22 protein-coding genes and 1 pseudogene are annotated in these 20972 nt (G+C 36.4%); 1 reads left to right on the forward strand and 22 read right to left on the reverse strand.

Translation table 11 applies throughout. The features are described from left to right. Positions 1–48: 48 nt before the first annotated feature. From ACYFX0_RS06045 to yqfC, 13 genes are all read right to left on the reverse strand, one after another. A complete protein-coding gene (locus tag ACYFX0_RS06045; RefSeq protein WP_000479749.1) occupies positions 49–192 on the reverse strand; it encodes a hypothetical protein in 144 nt (47 codons plus the stop codon). A gap of 635 nt (positions 193–827) precedes the next feature. Next, the gene (locus ACYFX0_RS06050; protein WP_000368949.1) at positions 828–1640 is read right to left on the reverse strand and encodes a pyruvate, water dikinase regulatory protein; all 813 of its coding nucleotides are present in this window, start codon (positions 1638–1640) and stop codon (positions 828–830) included. A gap of 29 nt (positions 1641–1669) precedes the next feature. Then, positions 1670–2302, reverse strand: a complete 633-nt coding sequence (locus ACYFX0_RS06055; protein WP_000583756.1) for a helix-turn-helix transcriptional regulator — start codon at positions 2300–2302, stop codon at positions 1670–1672. A 107-nt stretch (positions 2303–2409) separates the two neighbouring features. Beyond that, the gene (gene recO / locus ACYFX0_RS06060) at positions 2410–3156 is read right to left on the reverse strand and encodes a DNA repair protein RecO (protein WP_000487007.1); all 747 of its coding nucleotides are present in this window, start codon (positions 3154–3156) and stop codon (positions 2410–2412) included. Positions 3157–3189: 33 nt separating this feature from the next. Then, entirely contained in the window at positions 3190–3333 is a 144-nt protein-coding gene (locus tag ACYFX0_RS06065) for a YqzL family protein (protein WP_000883924.1), read from the reverse strand. A 176-nt stretch (positions 3334–3509) separates the two neighbouring features. Continuing rightward, the gene (era, locus tag ACYFX0_RS06070) at positions 3510–4415 is read right to left on the reverse strand and encodes a GTPase Era (protein ID WP_001080236.1); all 906 of its coding nucleotides are present in this window, start codon (positions 4413–4415) and stop codon (positions 3510–3512) included. Further along, positions 4408–4806: a cytidine deaminase gene (locus ACYFX0_RS06075; RefSeq protein WP_001086287.1), complete on the reverse strand. Its 399-nt coding sequence runs from the start codon at positions 4804–4806 to the stop codon at positions 4408–4410. Before ACYFX0_RS06075 ends, era begins: the two co-directional genes overlap by 8 nt. A 99-nt stretch (positions 4807–4905) precedes the next feature. Continuing rightward, positions 4906–5259 (reverse strand): diacylglycerol kinase family protein, encoded by a 354-nt coding sequence (locus ACYFX0_RS06080; RefSeq protein WP_000715475.1) that lies wholly within the window; start codon positions 5257–5259, stop codon positions 4906–4908. Beyond that, complete coding sequence (gene ybeY, locus ACYFX0_RS06085; protein WP_106082350.1) at positions 5256–5726, reverse strand: rRNA maturation RNase YbeY; 471 nt, start codon at positions 5724–5726, stop codon at positions 5256–5258. The genes ACYFX0_RS06080 and ybeY overlap by 4 nt, the downstream gene beginning before the upstream one ends. Then, positions 5723–7867 (reverse strand): HD family phosphohydrolase, encoded by a 2145-nt coding sequence (locus ACYFX0_RS06090; RefSeq protein ID WP_460270044.1) that lies wholly within the window; start codon positions 7865–7867, stop codon positions 5723–5725. Before ACYFX0_RS06090 ends, ybeY begins: the two co-directional genes overlap by 4 nt. A gap of 194 nt (positions 7868–8061) precedes the next feature. Next, positions 8062–9021 carry a PhoH family protein gene (locus tag ACYFX0_RS06095; RefSeq protein WP_000840522.1) on the reverse strand — a complete coding sequence of 320 codons (960 nt, stop codon included), beginning with the start codon at positions 9019–9021 and terminating at the stop codon, positions 8062–8064. Positions 9022–9024: 3 nt separating this feature from the next. After that, positions 9025–10224, reverse strand: a complete 1200-nt coding sequence (gene yqfD, locus ACYFX0_RS06100) for a sporulation protein YqfD (protein WP_000792496.1) — start codon at positions 10222–10224, stop codon at positions 9025–9027. 147 nt (positions 10225–10371) lie between these two features. Next, complete coding sequence (yqfC, locus tag ACYFX0_RS06105; RefSeq protein WP_000732269.1) at positions 10372–10665, reverse strand: sporulation protein YqfC; 294 nt, start codon at positions 10663–10665, stop codon at positions 10372–10374. A gap of 415 nt (positions 10666–11080) precedes the next feature. On the opposite strand from yqfC, the pseudogene ACYFX0_RS06110 reads away from it, so the two are divergent. Then, positions 11081–11711 (forward strand): annotated as a pseudogene (locus ACYFX0_RS06110) (DUF4253 domain-containing protein). 136 nt (positions 11712–11847) lie between these two features. Here ACYFX0_RS06110 and ACYFX0_RS06115 read toward each other — a convergent pair. The 9 genes from ACYFX0_RS06115 to hrcA all read right to left on the reverse strand — a co-directional run bounded on the left by ACYFX0_RS06115 (position 11848) and on the right by hrcA (position 20901). Further along, a complete protein-coding gene (locus ACYFX0_RS06115; RefSeq protein ID WP_000054582.1) occupies positions 11848–12291 on the reverse strand; it encodes a GatB/YqeY domain-containing protein in 444 nt (147 codons plus the stop codon). Positions 12292–12306: 15 nt separating this feature from the next. Beyond that, positions 12307–12480, reverse strand: a complete 174-nt coding sequence (gene rpsU, locus ACYFX0_RS06120) for a 30S ribosomal protein S21 (RefSeq protein ID WP_000048061.1) — start codon at positions 12478–12480, stop codon at positions 12307–12309. Between the two features lie 321 nt (positions 12481–12801). Beyond that, positions 12802–14154 carry a tRNA (N(6)-L-threonylcarbamoyladenosine(37)-C(2))-methylthiotransferase MtaB gene (gene mtaB / locus ACYFX0_RS06125; RefSeq protein WP_000108679.1) on the reverse strand — a complete coding sequence of 451 codons (1353 nt, stop codon included), beginning with the start codon at positions 14152–14154 and terminating at the stop codon, positions 12802–12804. 6 nt (positions 14155–14160) lie between these two features. After that, complete coding sequence (locus tag ACYFX0_RS06130; RefSeq protein ID WP_001190142.1) at positions 14161–14910, reverse strand: 16S rRNA (uracil(1498)-N(3))-methyltransferase; 750 nt, start codon at positions 14908–14910, stop codon at positions 14161–14163. Positions 14911–15054: 144 nt separating this feature from the next. After that, positions 15055–15993, reverse strand: a complete 939-nt coding sequence (gene prmA / locus ACYFX0_RS06135; protein WP_000872098.1) for a 50S ribosomal protein L11 methyltransferase — start codon at positions 15991–15993, stop codon at positions 15055–15057. Positions 15994–16021: 28 nt separating this feature from the next. Beyond that, a complete protein-coding gene (gene dnaJ / locus ACYFX0_RS06140) occupies positions 16022–17137 on the reverse strand; it encodes a chaperone protein DnaJ (protein WP_000043947.1) in 1116 nt (371 codons plus the stop codon). 204 nt (positions 17138–17341) lie between these two features. After that, positions 17342–19177: a chaperone protein DnaK gene (dnaK, locus tag ACYFX0_RS06145; protein WP_000034701.1), complete on the reverse strand. Its 1836-nt coding sequence runs from the start codon at positions 19175–19177 to the stop codon at positions 17342–17344. 26 nt (positions 19178–19203) lie between these two features. Further along, the gene (gene grpE / locus ACYFX0_RS06150) at positions 19204–19770 is read right to left on the reverse strand and encodes a nucleotide exchange factor GrpE (RefSeq protein WP_000392711.1); all 567 of its coding nucleotides are present in this window, start codon (positions 19768–19770) and stop codon (positions 19204–19206) included. Between the two features lie 114 nt (positions 19771–19884). Further along, positions 19885–20901: a heat-inducible transcriptional repressor HrcA gene (gene hrcA / locus ACYFX0_RS06155; protein ID WP_000954943.1), complete on the reverse strand. Its 1017-nt coding sequence runs from the start codon at positions 20899–20901 to the stop codon at positions 19885–19887. Between the last annotated feature and the right edge of the window lie 71 nt (positions 20902–20972).

The raw sequence follows: 20972 nt of genomic DNA on the forward strand, positions 1-20972 counted from the left end.
ATAAATTAAAAAATTCCTTTATAATTCGACAATATTTTTCTAAACTTGTTAGAAAGTGTTGCCGATTACATTGTATAAACGGTTTTGAACCTTTCCTATAGGTCCTTTATCTGCATAAATCGCAGATACATACCTGCTATATAAAATTGTATACATTTGCTCATCTGTTACAAATGTACCTCTTAGAAACAATACATATACACCTTTTTACAAGAAGAGTAGCAAGTCACATATACTGTTTGATCTTGAGATCTGTAGCTTTTTCATGTTGATCCATATAACAATCAACTCCATTTTGTTCAGTATCTACAAAGATCCAATTGCCTTGCTATTTCCTTAAAGGATGAGCATATGATGCGACAAGCAAAATTCCGACATGAAATTCCGCTCCAACTTGCACAATTTCATTCTTCACGGGACATGCATCTATACCAACTAATATGTTGTTGATGTTTTGCATATTTCTGTATTCTACATCCCTTCTGTGAATCCTTCCATAATGTGCATTTTCTTGTATAGATTTTGTCGATTTAACGTAATTACATGTCTTTTTCGTAAATCCTATCCCTAGTTTATTCTGAAAAATTAAAGTCTAAACGTAAAATATAGGTTTTTATCACAATTTTTTATTATAATATATTTTCTTCAACTACGCTACATATCCCTTTATTTTTTCATCTTACATTTCAGGATGACAAACTCACACCTTGAATATACTAAAAGACAAAGGAGTATAAGTATAACCATTACACTACAATCTATTACAAAATCCATAGATATCATATTTCACCAGAGCGAAAAAAGCACATTCACCTTTGGTAAATGTGCTAAAACATTTTTTGGTTTTGCACTGCATTCACAATAATATTTGCTGTTTCTTCAATCGCTTTATTGGATACATCGATTACTTGGCAATTTATTTTACTAATTACTTCCTCAAAGTGATCAATTTCTTCTTGAATACGATTAATATTTGCATACGTTGCTCCATCACTTAATCCAAGTGATTTTAATCGTTCTTTTCGAATATGATTTAACTTATCTGGCGTAATTTTCAAACCGAAACATTTTTCTTTTGCCACTTGATATAGTTCTTCAGGTGGGTCAACTTCTGGTACGAGTGGTACATTCGCAACTTTCAAGCGTTTGTTATGAGCTAAATATTGAGAAAGTGGTGTTTTTGATGTACGCGAAACACCAATCAACACGATATCTGCTTTTAAAATACCTCTTGCATCTCTGCCGTCATCATACTTCACAGCAAACTCAATCGCTTCAATTTTTTTAAAGTATTCTTCATCTAACCTACGGACAACACCTGGCTCATACCTCGGCACTTGCCCCGTAATTTCTTCAATTTGATCAATAAGAGGGCCGATAATATCGTATGCCTCTACCCCTTCTCTTGCAGCCTCCGTCACTAAATACTGGCGCATATCAGGCTTAACTAACGTAAAACATATAAGTGCTTGATTACTCTTAGCAATCGAAATCACTTCTTTTAATGTCCCTGTATCTTCTACATACGGTACACGTCTAATATCAGGAGCAAACGGGAATTGCCCCATTGCTGCTCGAACAACCAAATCAGCCGTTTCCCCTACAGAGTCAGATACGACATATACGATTTTATTATCCATTACATTACCTCACTTTAAACAAATTACACTTATTCGTTATTTACTAAATTTACAAACGCACGTGTAATATTTGTTTTTGTAATTCGCCCAATCACTTCTAAACCTTGTTTCGTATCTTTTACAACTGGCATTGCATCAATCTGTCTTTCTATTAATTCCATCGCAATATCATATAAAGAATCCTCTCTACGACACATCGCAATGTTTGGCATCCTTGTCATGATAATATTAACCGGAAGAGAGGTTAAATCCTGCTTTCCTAAGCTCGCTCTTAATAAATCTTTACGAGACACAACCCCAACTAATAGAGTCATCTGATCTACAACGAACAATGTACCAACGTCCTCTAAAAACATCGTACAAATTGCATCGTATACGGAAACATTTTTATCAATTACAACCGGTCTAGATTGATAATCTTGTACTTTAATTTTCTTAACAGCTTCAGATAATAGCTGTCCCCCAGTTTTACCCGTATAAAAATAACCTACACGTGGACGTGCTTCTAAATAACCAGCCATCGTTAAAATTGCTAAGTCTGGTCTTAGCGTCGCACGTGTTAGACCCAATTGCGCTGCAATTGATTCCCCTGTAATAGGACCGTGATCTTTTACAATCTGAATGATATGTTCTTGCCGTTTATTCAGCTCTATGATAATCACCACCTTTAATGCACAACGAAAAAAGTTATACTATCTCTTAAATATTATATACTAAATATGCTATTCGAAAAAGAAAGTATGTAAAAAGGACCGTATACGGCCCAAAATTATATTTGAAACTTATCAAGTTGTTCTAAGAAACGTCTTGATTTCAAATAAATTCCGCAATATTCATCATAATATGTATTCAATACTAAACGCATTTGTTTTTTTGTGCTATCCTTTACCGATACATTTCCGAGCCTATGTAAATCGAAATGGAAGAAAAGACGTAATAATTTATGAACAGCTTCTCCTACCGGTATACGATATGGGTCTTGCTCTGCATGACGTGAGCACAGAAAACCGCCTTCCCTGACGGAGAAGGCGACAAAGTCTGTTTCTTGATGACAAATCGCACATGTATCAAAGTACGGGCGCATCCCTAATACCGGAAGCATTTTCGTTTGATAAATTAATGATAATACTTCTGAATCAACACCCTCACACATATAATGCAACGTTTGATATAACATTTCAAATAAATACGGATTATGTTTTTTATCTTCTGTTGCTTTATCAGTTAACTCAACAATAAATGATGCATAAGCAGTTAAAAATATATCCTCGCGAATTTCTTTCATAGTTGAAATAATCTCGCCTTGTTGCAATGTTCCAAGCCCTGATCCCATTTGAATAAGAAAATGGCCATGTGTCATTAATTGCGACACAGATGCTAACCGGCTTTTCGGTTTTTTTGCCCCTCTTGCCATTGCACTTATCTTACCAAGTTCTCTTGAGAATATTGTAACAATCTTGTTCGTTTCTCCGTAATCTGTCGTACGGATAACGATGCCCTCAACTTTTTGAAACATGTTCGTCACCATCCAAGGTTTGAACAAAACGGGTCAAGAAATTGGAGAGTCTAGATGTGCTAGCTCCTCTTCATGTTGATCCATCTCATCGTTTACGTCTTTTTCCATTTCTTTCAAAAGCAAGTACGTTTCAATGCTTCCTGTTTTGGAGAAAAACTTCCAGGTAAAATCTAGCATAAGAATCCACCTTTCTCAATAAGCGTAGCCTATAAACCAATTTCCTTTGTTGTTATTAAATTGACCCATTTTGTCCATTTTCATGTGAGAAAAATTTTTCCTAATTTATCAAAGTTCATAAAAACCAATAATCAGCGGATGAACAAACCATCCACTGATTACAGCTTTACTATATTTTAATACTCGTCTTCACGGAAACCAAGGTCTCGAAGCTGTGACAGCTTGTTACGCCAATCTTTTTGCACTTTTACCCATACTTCTAAAAATACTTTAGAACCAAGTAGCGCTTCAATATCAAAACGAGCTCGCTTACCAACTTCTTTTAACATTTTCCCTTGTTTTCCGATGATGATTCCTTTTTGCGATGCACGTTCAACAACAATCGTTGCATTTATATAAACTGCGCCGCCCTCACGCTTTTGAATCGCATCGATAACAACAGCCACAGAATGCGGCACTTCTTCACGTGTTAAATGTAGTACTTTCTCACGAATAAGCTCCGCAATAATAAATCTCTCCGGATGATCCGTTACTTGATTATCTGGATAGTATTGTGGTCCTTCTGGTAAATACTTTTTAATTGTTCCAATTAAAGCATCCACATTATTACCGTCTAACGCAGAAATTGGTACAATCTCTGCAAACTCATGTAGTTTACGATATTGATCAATTAACTCTAGTAATTGTTCTGGATGAAGTTGGTCAATTTTATTAATTACTAAAAATACTGGTTGTTTCGTTTCTTTTAATTTCTCAATGATGAATTCCTCACCACGACCAAATCCTTCAACTGCATTGACCATAAACAGAACAATATCAACTTCTTTCAATGTCGTTTGAGCCATCTTTACCATGAAGTCGCCTAATTTATGTTTAGGTTTATGTATTCCTGGTGTATCAATGAAAATAACTTGTGAATCATTTTCTGTATATACACCTTGAATTTTATTACGAGTCGTTTGTGGCTTATCACTCATAATAGCAATTTTCTGGCCGATAATACGGTTTAAAAATGTAGATTTTCCAACATTCGGTCTGCCAATAATAGAGACAAAACCTGATTTATAACCTTTTCTATTCATGTAAATCCTCCGCTAAAAATGCTCCTGGTAACAATTCTCCGACTGTCGTCTCTTGAACGTCACCATGTAAATTTGATAAGTATACTTTCGTATCCTGTTTACATAATTCTACCATAACTTGTCGACATGCTCCACAAGGAGGTACTGGACGCTTTGTATCTGCTACAACCGCAATGGCTACAAATTCTTTATCTCCTTCAGAAACCGCCTTAAATAAAGCTGTTCTTTCAGCACAATTACATAAGCCATATGATGCATTCTCAACATTACATCCACGATATACTTTTCCATCGCTCGTTAATAATGCTGCACCTACTTGAAATTTAGAATATGGTACGTACGCTTGTTTACGCGCTTCGATTGCTTCTAAAATTAATTGTTTACTATTCATATTCCCGTATCCTTCCTGTTCACAGCTATGAAGAGATACACTCTCTCATTAAAGGCCCTTACGGCACTTCCAAAGCTTAATAAAAGCTTCGGAATGCAACTATACCATATACGGTAAAAAGATAATAGCACCAATTATAACAGCTATAATTGCAAACAATAAAACCGCTCCTGCTGCAACATCCTTTGCAATTTTTGCAAACGGATGAATATCAGCAGTCGCTAAATCTACTGTTTTTTCTACAGCCGTATTTACCATTTCTAAACTCATTACACTCCCTATTACAATAAGTAATATCATCCACTCTATTTTCGTAATATGGAAATAAAAGCCGCAGCATATAACAATGACTGCGGCTAAATAATGAATTTTCATATTTCGTTCATGACGAAGACAAAAGAACATACCAGCTATAGCATATCCAAAACTATCTATAAGTTTTCCTTTTTTCATCGTCCTAATCCAAAAGCTTCTAAAATTTCTTTTTGTCTTCCGAACATTTCTTTTTCTTCTTCTTCTGTCATGTGATCAAAACCAAGCAAATGTAAAAAGCCATGTAACGCCAAAAATCCAAGTTCACGATCGAAAGAATGGCCGTACTCTTCAGCCTGCTCTTTCGCCCTTGGAATAGAGATAATAAGATCACCTAACATGCGCGGCATCTCTGCACCAACAATCTCCATTTCCCCTTCTCCCATCTCTTCCATGGCAAAGGATATTACATCTGTAGGTTGATCTTTATCTCGGTAATCACGATTAATTTCTCTAATGCGCTCATTATCTACAAATGTCACCGATACCTCCGCGCCATCCTCGATATTTTCCATTTGAGCTGCCTTTTCTAACACTTCACGAATTAAACTCATATACGCTTCTTTTACTTCTTCTGTTTCATCAATAAAATCAATTAACAAACTCATTCTTTCTCCTTTTCTTCCGGAATTTCCGGATATGTAATACGCGAATGGAAAATACCATTTAACGTTTCACATAACGTTTTCCCAACGATTTGTAGTTCCTTAAACGTCAAATCACATTCACTAAATTGACCGTCTTGCAATCGATCTTTAATAATGCTTTGCACTAAATTATTAATTTGTTCTGGCGTTGGGTGATTCATAGAACGTACCGCAGCTTCTACACTATCAGCAATACCAACAATTGCCGCTTCCTTCGAAGTTGCTTTTGAACCCGGATAACGGAACATCTCTTCTGTATATTTTTCTTTATCTTCTTTAATCGCTTTATAATAAAAATATTTCAGTAACGTTGTACCGTGATGTTGCCCAGCGATATCAATAATTTCTTGTGGAATATGATATTCTTCGAGCATTCTTACTCCATCCGTTACGTGAGCAATTATAATATCTTTACTCGTTACAGGATCTAATTTATCATGCGGGTTTTCAATCCCCATTTGGTTTTCAATAAAGAATTGTGGTTGTACTGTTTTTCCTACATCATGATAATATGCCCCTACACGCGCTAATACACCATTTGCCCCGACTGCTTCGCAAGCAGCTTCAGAAAGATTCGCTACCATTACACTATGATGATATGTCCCTGGCGCTTCTAACAAAATTCTGCGTAAAAGCGGATGATTTGGACTTGATAGTTCCATAAGCTTCATACTTGATACGATTCCAAGTCCACTTTCTAAATATGGTAAAATCCCCATAGCCAAAACGGATGATATAATCCCTGAAAGTGAAGCCATTAATAATTGCGTACCAATTTCAAGAGGCGAAAAATTCCCATTACGTAATAATAAGAGCGCCGCCAATACGACTACATTTAATACAGAAACGAGTATACCAGCTTGTAAAATCATTGTACGACGATTTTTTTCTCTCAAGAAAATACTAACCGATAATGAACTTAACAATACGTAAATCCCTACACTATAATTTAATGTACTCGTTACTCCTTCATTAAACATAATACTTCCGCATACAGAAAAAATCATACTCGTTAAAAAGACAAATCGATCACCAATCATTAATTTCACAAGTATTGTTCCCATCGCAACCGGGACAACATATGCAATCCCTGCATATTCAAGTTTTTGAAACAAACTAATGATTTTCATTAAAACGATTGTGATAGACAAAATTGTGATATACGCTAAAACATACGGTCTATCTTCTCTTTTTCTCTTTAAAAATAATTCAAATTGTTTATGCATAAAGTATAGTAACACACCAATGAGTACCGCTAATCCAACATAAGGTTGAAAACCGTTCCCTTTTTCTAACAAGCCAACTAATTTCAACTGATTATACACATCACTTGAAATTGTTTCACCTTCTCTAACGAGAACTTGTCCTTGAAGAATATAAACAGGTGGAACTAAATCTTCCTCTGCTTTTCTCTTCTCTTTCGTTAAGATCGGGTCATAAAAATAATTCGCTGAAATTGCATATCTTCCTAGCGCCTTAATTGACTCTTTTAAACCATTATCAACATTAACACTATTCATCTCACTTACATATCGTTCTTTCGCATCTTTCAATTCGTCCATTTTAATGTGCTCAGTCATGATACTATTAATCGCTGTGACCGCAGCATCTTTCGCTAATACTAATTGGCTCGAATCTGCATTAATCAAATTTAGTAAGTTTGAATCAGATAATTCTTTCGTTAAGTCAGCGGGTAGTTTCTTTTTTAACTTGTCCACTTTCTCAGCATCAGTCATCTTTTTTTGATCATCCGGTCCAACAGCTTTAATCTCTTGCACCACTTCATCCACTTTAGCAAAGACGTCATTCACAATATCAACTTTATTTTGTTTATACTCACTTTTATATGTATATTGATCTTCAACTTTTGTAGAGGCTTCTTTTTTCTTTTTATCCGTTGTAACTTTATCTTCAATTTTTATAGGAGAATGGATTGTCTTTTTCGCAATAGAATACATGTTAACATCTAATTGCTCTGGTTTTACATTATTCATAAGCGCAAAAAACAGCACTGCTCCTAATACAACGTAAGAAATCCAACTTAGTTTTTTCGAATGTTGTAAATTACGAAACCACTTAGAAATTTCTTGAGATCTTGACATGATTTCAATACCTTCTCCTCTCCAGAAATAAAGTGAAACTATTTATAGCTTTCATTTCTTCTACCCAACGATACTTTGAGGTAACATTTTATACACCAGTACCTATAGTTTATTTTCCTTATCTTTCATGATAGTAAAAAATATGCCGTTCGCCAACCTTATCATACAAAAAGAAATGATCCTGACAAATAGGATCATTCCATTTTATCATATGCCTCAATAATACGTTGCACCAATGGATGTCTGACAACGTCTGTTTGTTCTAATGTAATAAATGACAGACCTGATACACCAGATAAAATATTAGCAGCTATAGATAGCCCTGATTTTACCCCTTTTGGCAAGTCTACTTGTGAAGGGTCCCCTGTAATAACCATTTTAGAACTAAAACCTAATCTTGTTAAAAACATTTTTATTTGAGCACCCGTTGTATTTTGAGCCTCATCTAAAATAACAAATGAATCATCAAGCGTACGCCCCCTCATATAAGCAAGCGGCGCGATTTCAATTACTCCTCGTTCCATCATACGCTGCGTATATTCTTGTCCAAGAATATCATGTAAGGCATCATATAATGGGCGTAAGTATGGATCTACCTTCTCTTTCAAATCCCCTGGTAAAAAACCTAAATTTTCTCCAGCTTCTACAGCAGGTCTTGTTAGAATGATTTTCTTTACATATCCTTGTTTTAAAGCTCTCACAGCCATTACTACGGCTAAGTATGTTTTTCCAGTTCCTGCAGGCCCTATCCCAAAGACAATATCATTCTTCTTCATTGCATGAATATATCGTCTTTGCCCCATTGTTTTTACACGAATGGATTTACCTTTTGCAGTCTTGAAAATTTCTTCTTCATATAACTCTTCAAATTGAGCAACTTTCCCTTGTTGTGCGAGCTGAATTGCATACGCAACATCTCTCTCTGAAATTGATATACTTTTACGAATTACAACAAGTAATTGCTGTAAGATTTTTTCTACGAGTGTCACCGTTTCAACTGCCCCAGATACATGAACAGTTTCTCCTCTAGTTACGATCGATACATTCAGTTCTCGTTCAATTACTTTTAAATGCGCATCATTGACTCCAAAAAGAGCGATTGCTTCGTTAGTATTTTCCAATTGTTGGTTCATTTCTACTAATTGTTCTGCCATTACTCAGTCTCCTTGAATATCGGATTCGGATATTGGTTGTGGCTCTGCAATATTTTCAATCACAGTATAATGCAATGTGACTTTTAGTTGATCCGCCTCAACCTCTTTACTCAAAATCTTATCACTTACAATCATAGCATGTTCATCCAATTTTTTCTTTAGTTCTTTTTCGGCCATCTCTTTCGCTACTTTCAGCGCTTGCTTTTCTGTATATTCTCGGTTCGCTTCTTCCTCTTCTCTCACAACATCTTTTTCATATGCAATCGGCAGTGTAAAACCAAATAATTTCACATCATGCTTCACGCTTTCAGTACGAGAGCGTTTATACTTATCATGTTGAAATCCCCATATTTTTATTTTCGTACCCCCAAATTTAAGAAAATGTTCATTGTATACATTACCAGTATACACTTGGAATTGCGTCTTTAACGGGACATCCACCTTAGATGTATACCACGTTTCACCATACACAATACCTTTCGCTGAAACAATCGTTGGACTTTCCTCATTACCATATATTCCCGATACGAGAATCTGCCCTTTTTCCACATGATCATTTTTCAGTACAACCGGCTTTCCAACTTCTACAAACGTTTTTGTAATAATCGCTTCTTTTTTTGCTACTAAATTTTGCGGCATTTGTTCCTTTTCTTTTTTCGGTTCGTTTTTTTCAACAATTTTAAAATGATACGTCGTTCCTCTTACTTCTAATCCCGCCCAAGTAATGGCATTAATATTATCTGTCAAATGGCGTTGTACATCTTCTACATTCGGCATTTGAAACTGTAGTTTTCCTTTTTTAATACCCATTTTATCCAATTCTTTCATCAATATATATTCTGTTTCAGGTTTTGCTCCTGTAATTTCAATTTTCCAAACCATATTGGACATTGCAATCACGCCAAAAAAGAAAATTAAAAACCCAATTAAAAATCCACTGTTTTTAATTAAACGCTTATTCCAAAAAGGAAAACCATAACGTCCAATAAAATATAATTTACATTCATTTTTTCTATAAATTGGTTTTATTTTTTTCACATCGCGTAACAACATACAAAAAACTAACGTTTCATCAGCTATCTTCTTAACATCCCAAACTAATAAATTCCTCCGTACACATTCATTAACAAACCGTTCCGCTCCTCTACCTTCAATTCGCACTTTTACATATCCAAGCCACTTTATAAACCATTTATTTTTCATTTACCACCTTCACTACCTTTCTAAAAGTAGATTTGAAGCATTAAAATAGCTCGTACTAAAATGAAACAAAGTAAAACTGTAATCGATCTCTATCAACGAAACTTTTACAGGATAAAGAAGAAAAACTTCACTAATGGAAGTTTCACTTCAATCACCTTTTTTTTCATTTTCTAAAAATGTTACTTGCTCAATTATCCCTTCGAGCAAAAGCTCTTCTGGAAGAATCGTTTTAATAACAAAGGATTGTCCTTTAATTAGTAATTGACCGTGTTTTAAAAGCAATCGCACTTCTTTATCTGAAAACACTAATAGTCCCCGATGATTTTCTATATAAATATGTATTTGCCCAACAAGAGTAATCCGAGGTAGATCCATTAATACATCCACTGGTAGGTCTACTTGTTTTGTTAACCAATTTTTCATTTGTTCTAATTTCTTCATCTCGAAAGACCCCCCTCTCATCCCATATATGTATTTCTTCACAAGTGCCTATCGTGTTATAACGACTTCACTAACATAACTATATTCTGTAAGAGTTCATATCATGTTAATAAAACAGTCGCTATATGAAATCATATTTATCGGGACAATGATGGATCAGAGGATGTGATCCTTAATAATAGAAGTATTAATACAAGAATATGCGCCCCTAGGGGATATCAGTACAAGTTGCATGAAGAAATTGAGCCTAGTGAGAAGTTAGAAACTTGAAAAACCCTGTTACAATTTGTTCTGGGCGTGACATACTGACCATAGAATAAGTAGTTGTCATTCATTAGACAAATGAAATAAAATTCGAAAAAGAAATTGCTCCACTCTAAATTTTACGTTGTAAGTAAGAATACTTTATAGGTAGTTGTTATATGAATTTCAAAAAATATTAGGATTCACTAAAAAACAAAAAAATGAATTAATAAGCAAGGAAATACGAAAGGAAATTGGATTTAGTCAAGAAATTTTGAACGTTATAAAACAAGTCACTGACAGTAGCATCTAGCCCTTCTATGCAACTGATTCAAAATCTAAAATAGCTGGAGTCTCTGTCGTTACCTTTGAAGATTATGCTGAACAGCAAGTTATAAAACTTCAATCTGAGCTTCAGCCCCCCATACTTAGCTTTTATTTGTGAAAGAAATTTTAGTCAAGGAAGTAAGAGTAAGTGTAGCATTGGAAGTATACAAGGAAATGGCCAATTTGATATCCTTGCAATCCAACCAACAAATGGCGTTAATTACGAAGTTAGCAATAAAGATGTTATTTTTAAACTAAGAAAATGGAATGATCGCTATCCTTTTATCATAATCAGTGCAGATTATGACTGGGTTGATACCATTTTTAGCGTGTTACCTACAGACGCCGAAATGCAATCTTTCGCGCAAGAAATGTATGAATTTTGTCCAGATATAGTGGAACAAGGAACAGAAAGCATTGAGGAGTTAGTCGAAGAAATTAAGAAAACGAAAAAGCTTTTTTTATGGTGGGATTAATCATAACTAAGGCCGTTACCCTTTTTTACATACCAGAGGCGTTTCTATCACTTACAGAAACGCTTTTTAAGCAATATAGCGTTTTTCCCTTAATAAGAACAATAAAAAAACGTCTCATACGAAATGAGACGATTTTTTATGCTAATAGCTGGATAACCAACTTATTCACAAGTGATCCGTCTGTTTTACCTTTTACTTTCGGCATAACAGCAGTCATCACCTTACCCATATCTGCTTTAGAAGTCGCACCAACTTCAGAAATAACTTGTTTGATTACATCAACTAGTTCTTCTTCAGTTAATTGCTCTGGCAAATATGCGCTTAAAATCTGAATTTCACTTTGCAGTTTATTAACAAGGTCTTCACGACCAGCTTTTTTAAATTCAAGGAGGGAGTCCTTATACTGTTTTACTTCACGAGCTAAAACTGTTACTTCCTCTTCTTCAGTAAGAGTATGTTGCAGTTTAATACCTTCATTTTGTAAAGCAGCCTTAACCATACGAATAACGGTTAATTTTTCTTTTTGTTTATTCTTCATCGCTTGTTTCATATCATCGTTTAAACGACCGAGAAGACTCATAACTTACACCCTCTCTTAGAATTTACGCTTTCTTGCCGCTTCAGATTTCTTCTTACGTTTTACACTTGGTTTTTCATAAAACTCGCGCTTTCTTGCTTCAGCAAGTGTACCAGTTTTAGAAACCGATCTTTTAAAACGGCGAAGTGCATCCTCCAAAGACTCGTTTTTACGAACGACTGTTTTTGACATTCTCTTTCCCTCCCTCCGAAACATCACACTTACATACTAACTTCAGCATGCAAAAAGAAACACTTCTTCAGCATGTCTTTTACGATTATAATACATTTTATCACTTCAGGTCAACTATTTGGCAGAATAAAAGAAGAATAGAAGCATTTCCTTTTCAAAAGTTATACAAATATCTAGTATCCTTCTTTCATGAAGACAACTATATTTTTATCATTTCAACTTTTTTCATAAAGGGATGCACGAAACGCCTCCCCACCTTCTAGTACTTAACCGCTTCAAATAAAGAAAGCATGCAAACCATTTCCGGTTGCACGCTCTTTTTTATGCGCTTGCTGATTCTTTTTTCACATCATCTTCAAGAACACGAACAAATTGCGCTTCGTTATATGGATAGCCAGCTTTCGTAATTTTCACTTTCACTAGCTTACCAATTAATTCTTCTGATCCTTCAAATACAATTTTCAAGTAGTTATCTGTATACCCTACATATAACCCTTCACGGTCGCCGTCTTTAAATTGCTCTTCTGGAATGATTTCAAGCACTTCACCTTCAAACGCTGATGCATATTCTTTCGCTAATTGATTAGATAGCTCAATTAAACGATGAACACGATCGTTCTTCACATCTTCAGGAACTTGATCTTCCATGCGTGCTGCAGGTGTTCCTGTACGTTTTGAATAAGGGAACACGTGTAACTCAGAGAAGCGGTTCTCTTTAATGAAATTGTATGTTTCCATGAATTCTTCTTCTGTTTCACCTGGGAAACCAACGATTACGTCAGATGTAATCGCAAGGCCTGGTAACGCTTCTTTCAAACGATCTAAACGCTCTTGGAAGAATTCCATCGTATATTTACGACGCATACGTTTTAATACAGTATTAGAACCAGATTGCAACGGAATATGCAAGTGACGTACAACTACTTCAGATTTATCTAACACTTCAATTACTTCATCTGAAATTTGACTCGCTTCAATAGAAGAAATACGAAGACGTTTTAATCCGCCTACTTCCGCTTCCATATCACGAAGTAATCCAGCTAAGTTATAATCTTTTATATCTTCGCCGTATCCACCTGTATGAATACCCGTTAATACGATTTCTTTATAGCCTGCATCCACTAATTGTTGTGCTTGTTTAATAACCTCTTTTCCATCACGAGAACGCATTAAACCACGCGCCCAAGGAATGATACAGAATGTACAGAAGTTATTGCAACCCTCTTGTATTTTTAAAGACGCACGTGTACGATCCGTGAAATAAGGTACATCAAGTTCTTCGTACACACGTGTTTTCATAATATTGCGGACAGCATTAATTGGTTGACGCTCTTTACGGAATTCTTCGATGTAACCTAACATCTTTTCACGATCCTGTGTACCAACTACAATATCTACACCTGGAATCGCCATAATTTCAGCTGGAGATGTTTGTGCATAACATCCCGTTACGCAAATAACTGCATCTGGATTTTGACGCACAGCACGTCTGATTACTTGACGGCTTTTTTTGTCCCCAGTATTCGTTACTGTACATGTGTTAATAACATAAACATCAGCTTTCTTTTCATATTCTGTTCTTTCATAACCACCTTGTTTAAACAATTGCCAAATGGCTTCTGTTTCATAGTGGTTTACTTTACAACCTAACGTATGGAACGCAACAGTTGACATTGATCATCACCCCATCAATTCAAAATGATACGAAGCAGCACTTAACGCGTATAACGGCGCCGTTTCTGTTCTTAAAATTCTTGGTCCTAAACTACATGGTACAAATTTATGTTCACGAAGCGCTGTAATCTCTTCCTCAGCTAAACCGCCTTCTGGGCCAAATACAATCAATAGCTTTTGACCTGGTTTCATTGTCGTTAAAGCTTTCGCAAAATTAGATTTCTCGCCTTGTTTTGCTTCCTCTTCGTAAGCAACAAGACAAACATCATACTCACCACTCATTGTAAGCAGTTGCTTAAATGATGCCGGAGCATGTACTTCCGGAATTTCACTTCTATGTGATTGTTCCGCAGCTTCTTTCACAATTTTTCTTAAACGCTCAACTTTTTTATCAGCTTTTTTCGCATCCCATTTTACGATAGAGCGAGATGCTTGAAATGGTAAGAATGCAGCTGCCCCAAGCTCAGTTCCTTTTTGAAAAATCAACTCTAGCTTGTCTCCTTTTGGCAGTCCACTTGCAATCGTCACGAAAACAGGAAGTTCACTTGACGCCTCTACCCATTCTACAATAGCCGTATTAATAAATTCACTGGTAATTTCATCAATTGAACATACTGCTGTTTTTCCGTTTACACAGCAATAAATTTGATCGCCAGCTGTCATACGCATTACTCTCGCAATGTGATGTACATCATCACCTACAATGCGAATTTTTGCTTCACTTACATGTTTTTCTTCTACAAAATAACGTTGCATATAATCACCTTAGTAGAGTTTCGTTCCTTTCGTAAGTCAACACTTACGAAAAGAACGAAACATTATCATTTTTCATATAACAAACGGCAAGTCCCTCACCTTATAGTGAGAGACTCCCCTTTTCATTATAGACTAAAATCTATATTACGCATTTCGTGCAATAATTGCTACCCAATCTTCCATTCGTAACACTTCTTCAATTGTAAATCCAGCTTGTTCTAACGCCTCAGAAATTACTTTTTCCTTCGCAGCAATAATGCCCGATGTAATAAATAATCCACCTGACTTCACAACTCTCGCTGCATCTTCAGGGAATAAAAGAATAATTTCTGCTAATAAGTTAGCTACGATTAAATCAACAGGACCTTCAATACCTTCTAAAAGACTATTTTGCCCAACAGACACGATATCATCTGTTTTATTTAAACGCACATTCATTTCTGCACTTTCAACTGCAACCGGATCTAAATCATATGCTTGAACAGAAGACGCACCTAATTTTGCCGCTGCAATACTAAGCACACCAGAACCTGTTCCTACATCAATGATAGCGTCACCTGGCTGTACTGTTTTTTCTAAAGCACGAATACACATCGTTGTTGTTGGATGAGTTCCTGTACCAAACGCCATACCTGGGTCTAATTCAATGATTTTTTCATCAGGAGAAGATGGTGTATATTCTTCCCACGTCGGTACGATTGTGAATGTATCAGAAATTTGTACTGGATGGTAATATTTTTTCCAAGCAGTAGCCCAATCTTCTTCATTGACTTCGTTAACGGTAATATTTCCAGTACCAATTTCAATGTCGTAAGATGGAAGCACATCAATAGATGATTTTACACCTGCAATCGTTTCATGTAAAGAATCCGTTTGCGGGAAATATGCTTTTATTAATACACCTTCCGCCGGATATTCATCTGGATTCAATGCATAAATTTCACCATATTGTTGCTCGCGCTCTTTCGTTAACTCCGCTGGATCCTCAATCGCAACTCCGCTAGCACCAGCTTCATGTAAAATATGAGAGACAGCTTCTACTGCTTCTTCTGTTGTATGAATACTAATTTCTGACCATTTCACAATTTACCAACTCCATTTTTTATTTCCATTATTCCCCTTTGAAAGCACGTTTAAGCTTTCCGAATAAACTATCATCCTGCTCTTCTTGTCCTGCAAATTCACGTAATAAATCTTTTTGCTGTGAAGTCAATTTCGTCGGTACAACAACACGAACGACTACATATTGATCTCCTTGGCCGTATCCACGTACGTTCGGAGCACCTTTTCCTTTTAAGCGGAATTCTGTTCCAGTTTGTGTTCCTGCTGGAATTTTCAGCTTCACTTTACCATGAACAGTAGGAACTTCCACTTCATCACCAAGCGCCATTTGCGCAAATGTTAATGGCATTTCGCAAATAATGTGATCTCCTTCACGCTCGAAGAATTCATGATTTCTTACATGAACGACAACATATAAGTCTCCTGCTGGTCCGCCATTTACGCCGGCTTCACCTTTTCCAGACACACGAATTTGTTGACCATTATCGATACCCGCTGGAATTTTAACATTGATTTTTTTACGTTTACGAACTTTACCTGAACCGTGACATGTCGTACATTTTTCTTTAATAATTTGTCCAGTTCCTGAACAATGACCACAAGCTTGACGGTTTACGATACGACCAAACGGTGTGTTTTGCTCTACACTCACTTGACCAGAGCCTGAACAATGTTTACATGTTTCTTTTGAAGTTCCTGGTTTTGCTCCACTACCTTTACAAGTATCACATGGATCTTCTACTGGAATTTCCACATTTAATTCCTTACCAAAAATAGCTTCTTCAAAATCTAAAGTGACTTGATATTGTAAGTCAGCACCTTGGCGCGGAGCATTTGGATCACGACGTCTGCCGCCGCCACCGCCAAAGAAAGAACTAAATATATCTTCAAAACCGAAGCCACCGCCGAAGTCTCCTCCGCCGCCAAATCCACCGAATCCTTGATTTGCACCAGCATGACCAAATTGATCGTACTGCGCACGCTTTTGATCATCACTTAACACTTCGTATGCTTCTTGTACTTCTTTAAACTTTTCAATTGCATTTTCTTCTTTGCTTACGTCTGGATGGTATTTTTTAGCCAAACGACGATACGCTTTTTTTATTTCATCTGTTGAAGCGCCCTTGCTAAGTCCAAGGACCTCATAATAGTCTCGTTTACTCATAAATTTACAACCCCCGAATCTTTCACATAAACGTAATTTTAACACCGAAAGAAAGTGCTTTGCAACAAAGTTTCCTCACTTACAGTATGCAAAGCGAAAAACTTAAGATCCTCACACATCACTTCTCATTCGTGAAAAAAGCCAAAGTCAAGGCACGCTTGACTTTGACTTTTTGTCATCTTACTTATTATGTTTACAGTTGAATTACTTGTCTTCTTTTACTTCTTCAAACTCAGCGTCAACTACATTGTCTTTCTTCGTGCCAGCGTCTTGTGCACCTTGCGCACCTTCTGCTTGACCAGCAGCTGCTTGAGCTTGCTCGTATAATTTAACAGTTAATTGTTGTACGATTTCTTGTAAAGCATCTTTTTTCGCACGAATTTCTTCAAGCTCGTTTTTCTCAATTGCAGCTTGTAATGCTTCTTTCGCTTCTGTTGCTTTTGCAACTTCAGCTGCATCTACTTTACCTTCTAAATCTTTTACAACTTTGTCTGTTTGGAATACAAGTTGGTCAGCTTCGTTACGAAGTTCAACTTCTTCCTTACGTTTTTGGTCAGCGTCAGCATTTGCTTCCGCTTCTTGTACCATACGTTCTACTTCTTCATCAGAAAGACCTGAAGAAGATTGGATTGTAATAGCTTGCTCTTTGCTTGTTCCTAAGTCTTTCGCACGTACGTTAACGATACCGTTCGCATCAATATCGAATGTTACTTCGATTTGTGGAATACCACGTGGTGCTGGTGGAAGGTCAGTTAATTGGAAACGACCTAACGTTTTGTTGTCAGCTGACATTGGACGCTCACCTTGTAATACGTGAATGTCTACTGCTGGTTGATTATCAGCAGCTGTCGAGAATACTTGTGACTTACTTGTTGGAATTGTAGTGTTACGCTCGATTAATTTCGTGAACACGCCACCCATAGTTTCAATACCTAAAGAAAGTGGAGTTACGTCTAATAATAGAACGCCTTCTACATCACCAGTAAGTACGCCACCTTGAACTGCAGCACCTAATGCTACAACTTCATCAGGGTTTACACCTTTATATGGCTCTTTACCAGTTTCACGTTTAATAGCTTCTTGTACAGCTGGGATACGAGTAGATCCACCAACAAGAATAACTTTATCTAATTCGCTTGGAGCAAAACCAGCGTCTTTTAATGCACGACGAGTTGGCTCTAATGTTCTTTCAACAAGACCTGCTGAAAGCTCTTCGAATTTCGCTCTTGTTAACGTTAATTCTAGGTGTAATGGACCAGCAGCTCCAGCACTAATGAATGGTAATGAAATTTGAGTTTGTGTTACACCAGAAAGATCTTTTTTCGCTTTTTCAGCTGCATCTTTCAAGCGTTGAAGCGCCATTTTATCTTGGCTTAAATCGATGTTATTTTCTTTTTTGAACTCAGCTACTAAGTGATCGATGATAACTTGGTCAAAGTCATCGCCACCAAGACGGTTGTCACCAGCAGTTGAAATAACTTCGAATGTGCCGTCTGCTAACTCAAGGATAGATACGTCAAATGTACCGCCACCTAAGTCATATACTAAGATTTTTTGTTCTTCGTCTTGTTTTTCTAAACCGTAAGCAAGTGCTGCTGCTGTTGGCTCGTTAATGATACGCTCAACTTCTAAACCAGCGATACGACCAGCATCTTTCGTTGCTTGACGCTCTGCATCGTTGAAGTATGCAGGTACTGTAATAACAGCTTTCGTTACTGTTTCACCTAAGTATGCTTCAGCAGAAGCTTTTAAGTTTTGTAAAATGATTGCAGAAATTTCTTGAGGTGTATAATCTTTACCTTCAACTTCTACTTTGTAGTCTGTACCCATATGACGTTTAACAGACATGATTGTATTTGGGTTTGTAATTGCTTGGCGCTTTGCAACTTCCCCAACTTGACGTTCTTCATTTTTGAAAGCTACAACAGAAGGTGTTGTACGGTTTCCTTCTGGATTTGGAATAACCTTTGGTTCTCCACCTTCCATAACAGCTACACAAGAGTTTGTTGTACCTAAGTCAATACCGATAATTTTACTCATGGCGAATCCTCCTAGTTTTATGTAAATTATTGATTTACTTTTACCATTGATGGGCGAATCACACGGTCTTTTAATTTATAACCTTTTTGGAATTCTTCCACAACCGCGTTTGATTCAAATTCACTATCTTCCACTTGCATAATAGCTTGGTGTTCATTAGGATCAAACTGTTTACCAACAGCTTCAATCACTTCCACACCTTCTTTAGTCAGCGCTTCTAACAATTGACGATGCACCATTTCCATGCCTTGTAACAAGGATTTCGTTTGCTCATCAGTCGCTTCCACTTGCATTGCTCTTTCAAAATTATCAAGAGCTGGCAAAATGTCTGAAACTAGACTTTGTGCTCTATATTTTTCAGCAGCCTGTTTATCCATTTGGACGCGGCGCTTATAATTTTCAAAATCAGCTTGTAGACGTAATGTGCGACCTTCCGTTTCCGTTAGTTTCGCTTGTAACTCATCTACTTTTTCTTGTAAAAGAGCAGCCTCACTTTTTTCTTCTACAGTTTCTTCACTGTTTTCTGGCGTGACAGCTTCTTCAACTTGCGCTTCTTTTACTTCTTCTACCACTTGTTCGTTACGCTCTTCCACAATATTCACCTCCTTAAAAGGTATTAGGTATCATGCATAGCATGATTACCTAAGCATTATATATTACACACAGCAATGAAAATTTCATCACTTGAGCGAATGTATTACTCTCATTTACTTTTTAAGTCCATCTGTAAATTGTCTCGTAAATAACTGTAACAAACTAATTACACGAGAATATTGCATTCTTGTCGGACCTAAAATAGCAATTGTTCCAAGTTGCTCTTCGCCGATCGAATATGTTGCAGAAATTAAACTGCAATCCTCCATAGCCGTCGAAGTGTTTTCCCTACCAATTTTCACTTGAATCCCGACTTGTTTATGACGCAAAATGTCATAAAATTCAGCTTCATTATCAATCATGGTAAGCAAAGATCTAACCTTTTGAATGTCATGGAACTCTGGCTGCGAAAGCATATTTGCTTTTCCTCCAAAGTATATCTTTTCCGATAACGGAACTTGAAATGTACCATCTAACATTCTTATTGCACTATCATAATTATGAACATACCCACGTAAAACTGTAACAATTTCCTTAAAGATTTTATTATGAAGTTCTTCCATCGGTACGCCAGATAGCTTTTCATTTAAAACATTAACCATTTTTTCTAAATCTGATAAATCAACAGATTCCGGAACGGTAATCGTTTTACTTTGTACATGCCCTGTATCAGTTACAATAATAGCGACTGCAGTTTGACGATCAAGCGGCACAATTTGTACATTTTTAAGTTTATTTGTGCTTAACTTCGGTCCAAGAACAATGGCCGTATAATTCGTAAGTTCTGATAAAATTTGAGCAGATTGCTGTGCAATTTTTTCCGCTTCAAAAATTCTTTCAGCAAATAAATCTTTAATTTGTACAATTTCAGCGTTCGGTAAGTTTTGCGGCGCTAAAAGATGGTCTACATAAAATCGGTAGCCTTTCTCAGAAGGAACACGTCCAGAAGAACTGTGCGTTTTTTCAATAAAACCTAATTCTTCTAAGTCCGCCATTTCATTTCGAATAGTAGCTGAACTAAATGTAATTTCATCTTTTTTAGCCAACGTTCTAGACCCAACAGGCTGCGCTGATCCAATAAAGTCATCAATAATTGTTTGTAAAATTAAGAGCTGACGTTCCGTAAGCATCTCATCATCACCTCTGTTAGCACTCTTTGTCTTTGAGTGCTAAATCTATTAATAACTTACCAAAATTGACA

The organism is Bacillus sp. NEAU-Y102 (assembly GCF_054788175.1).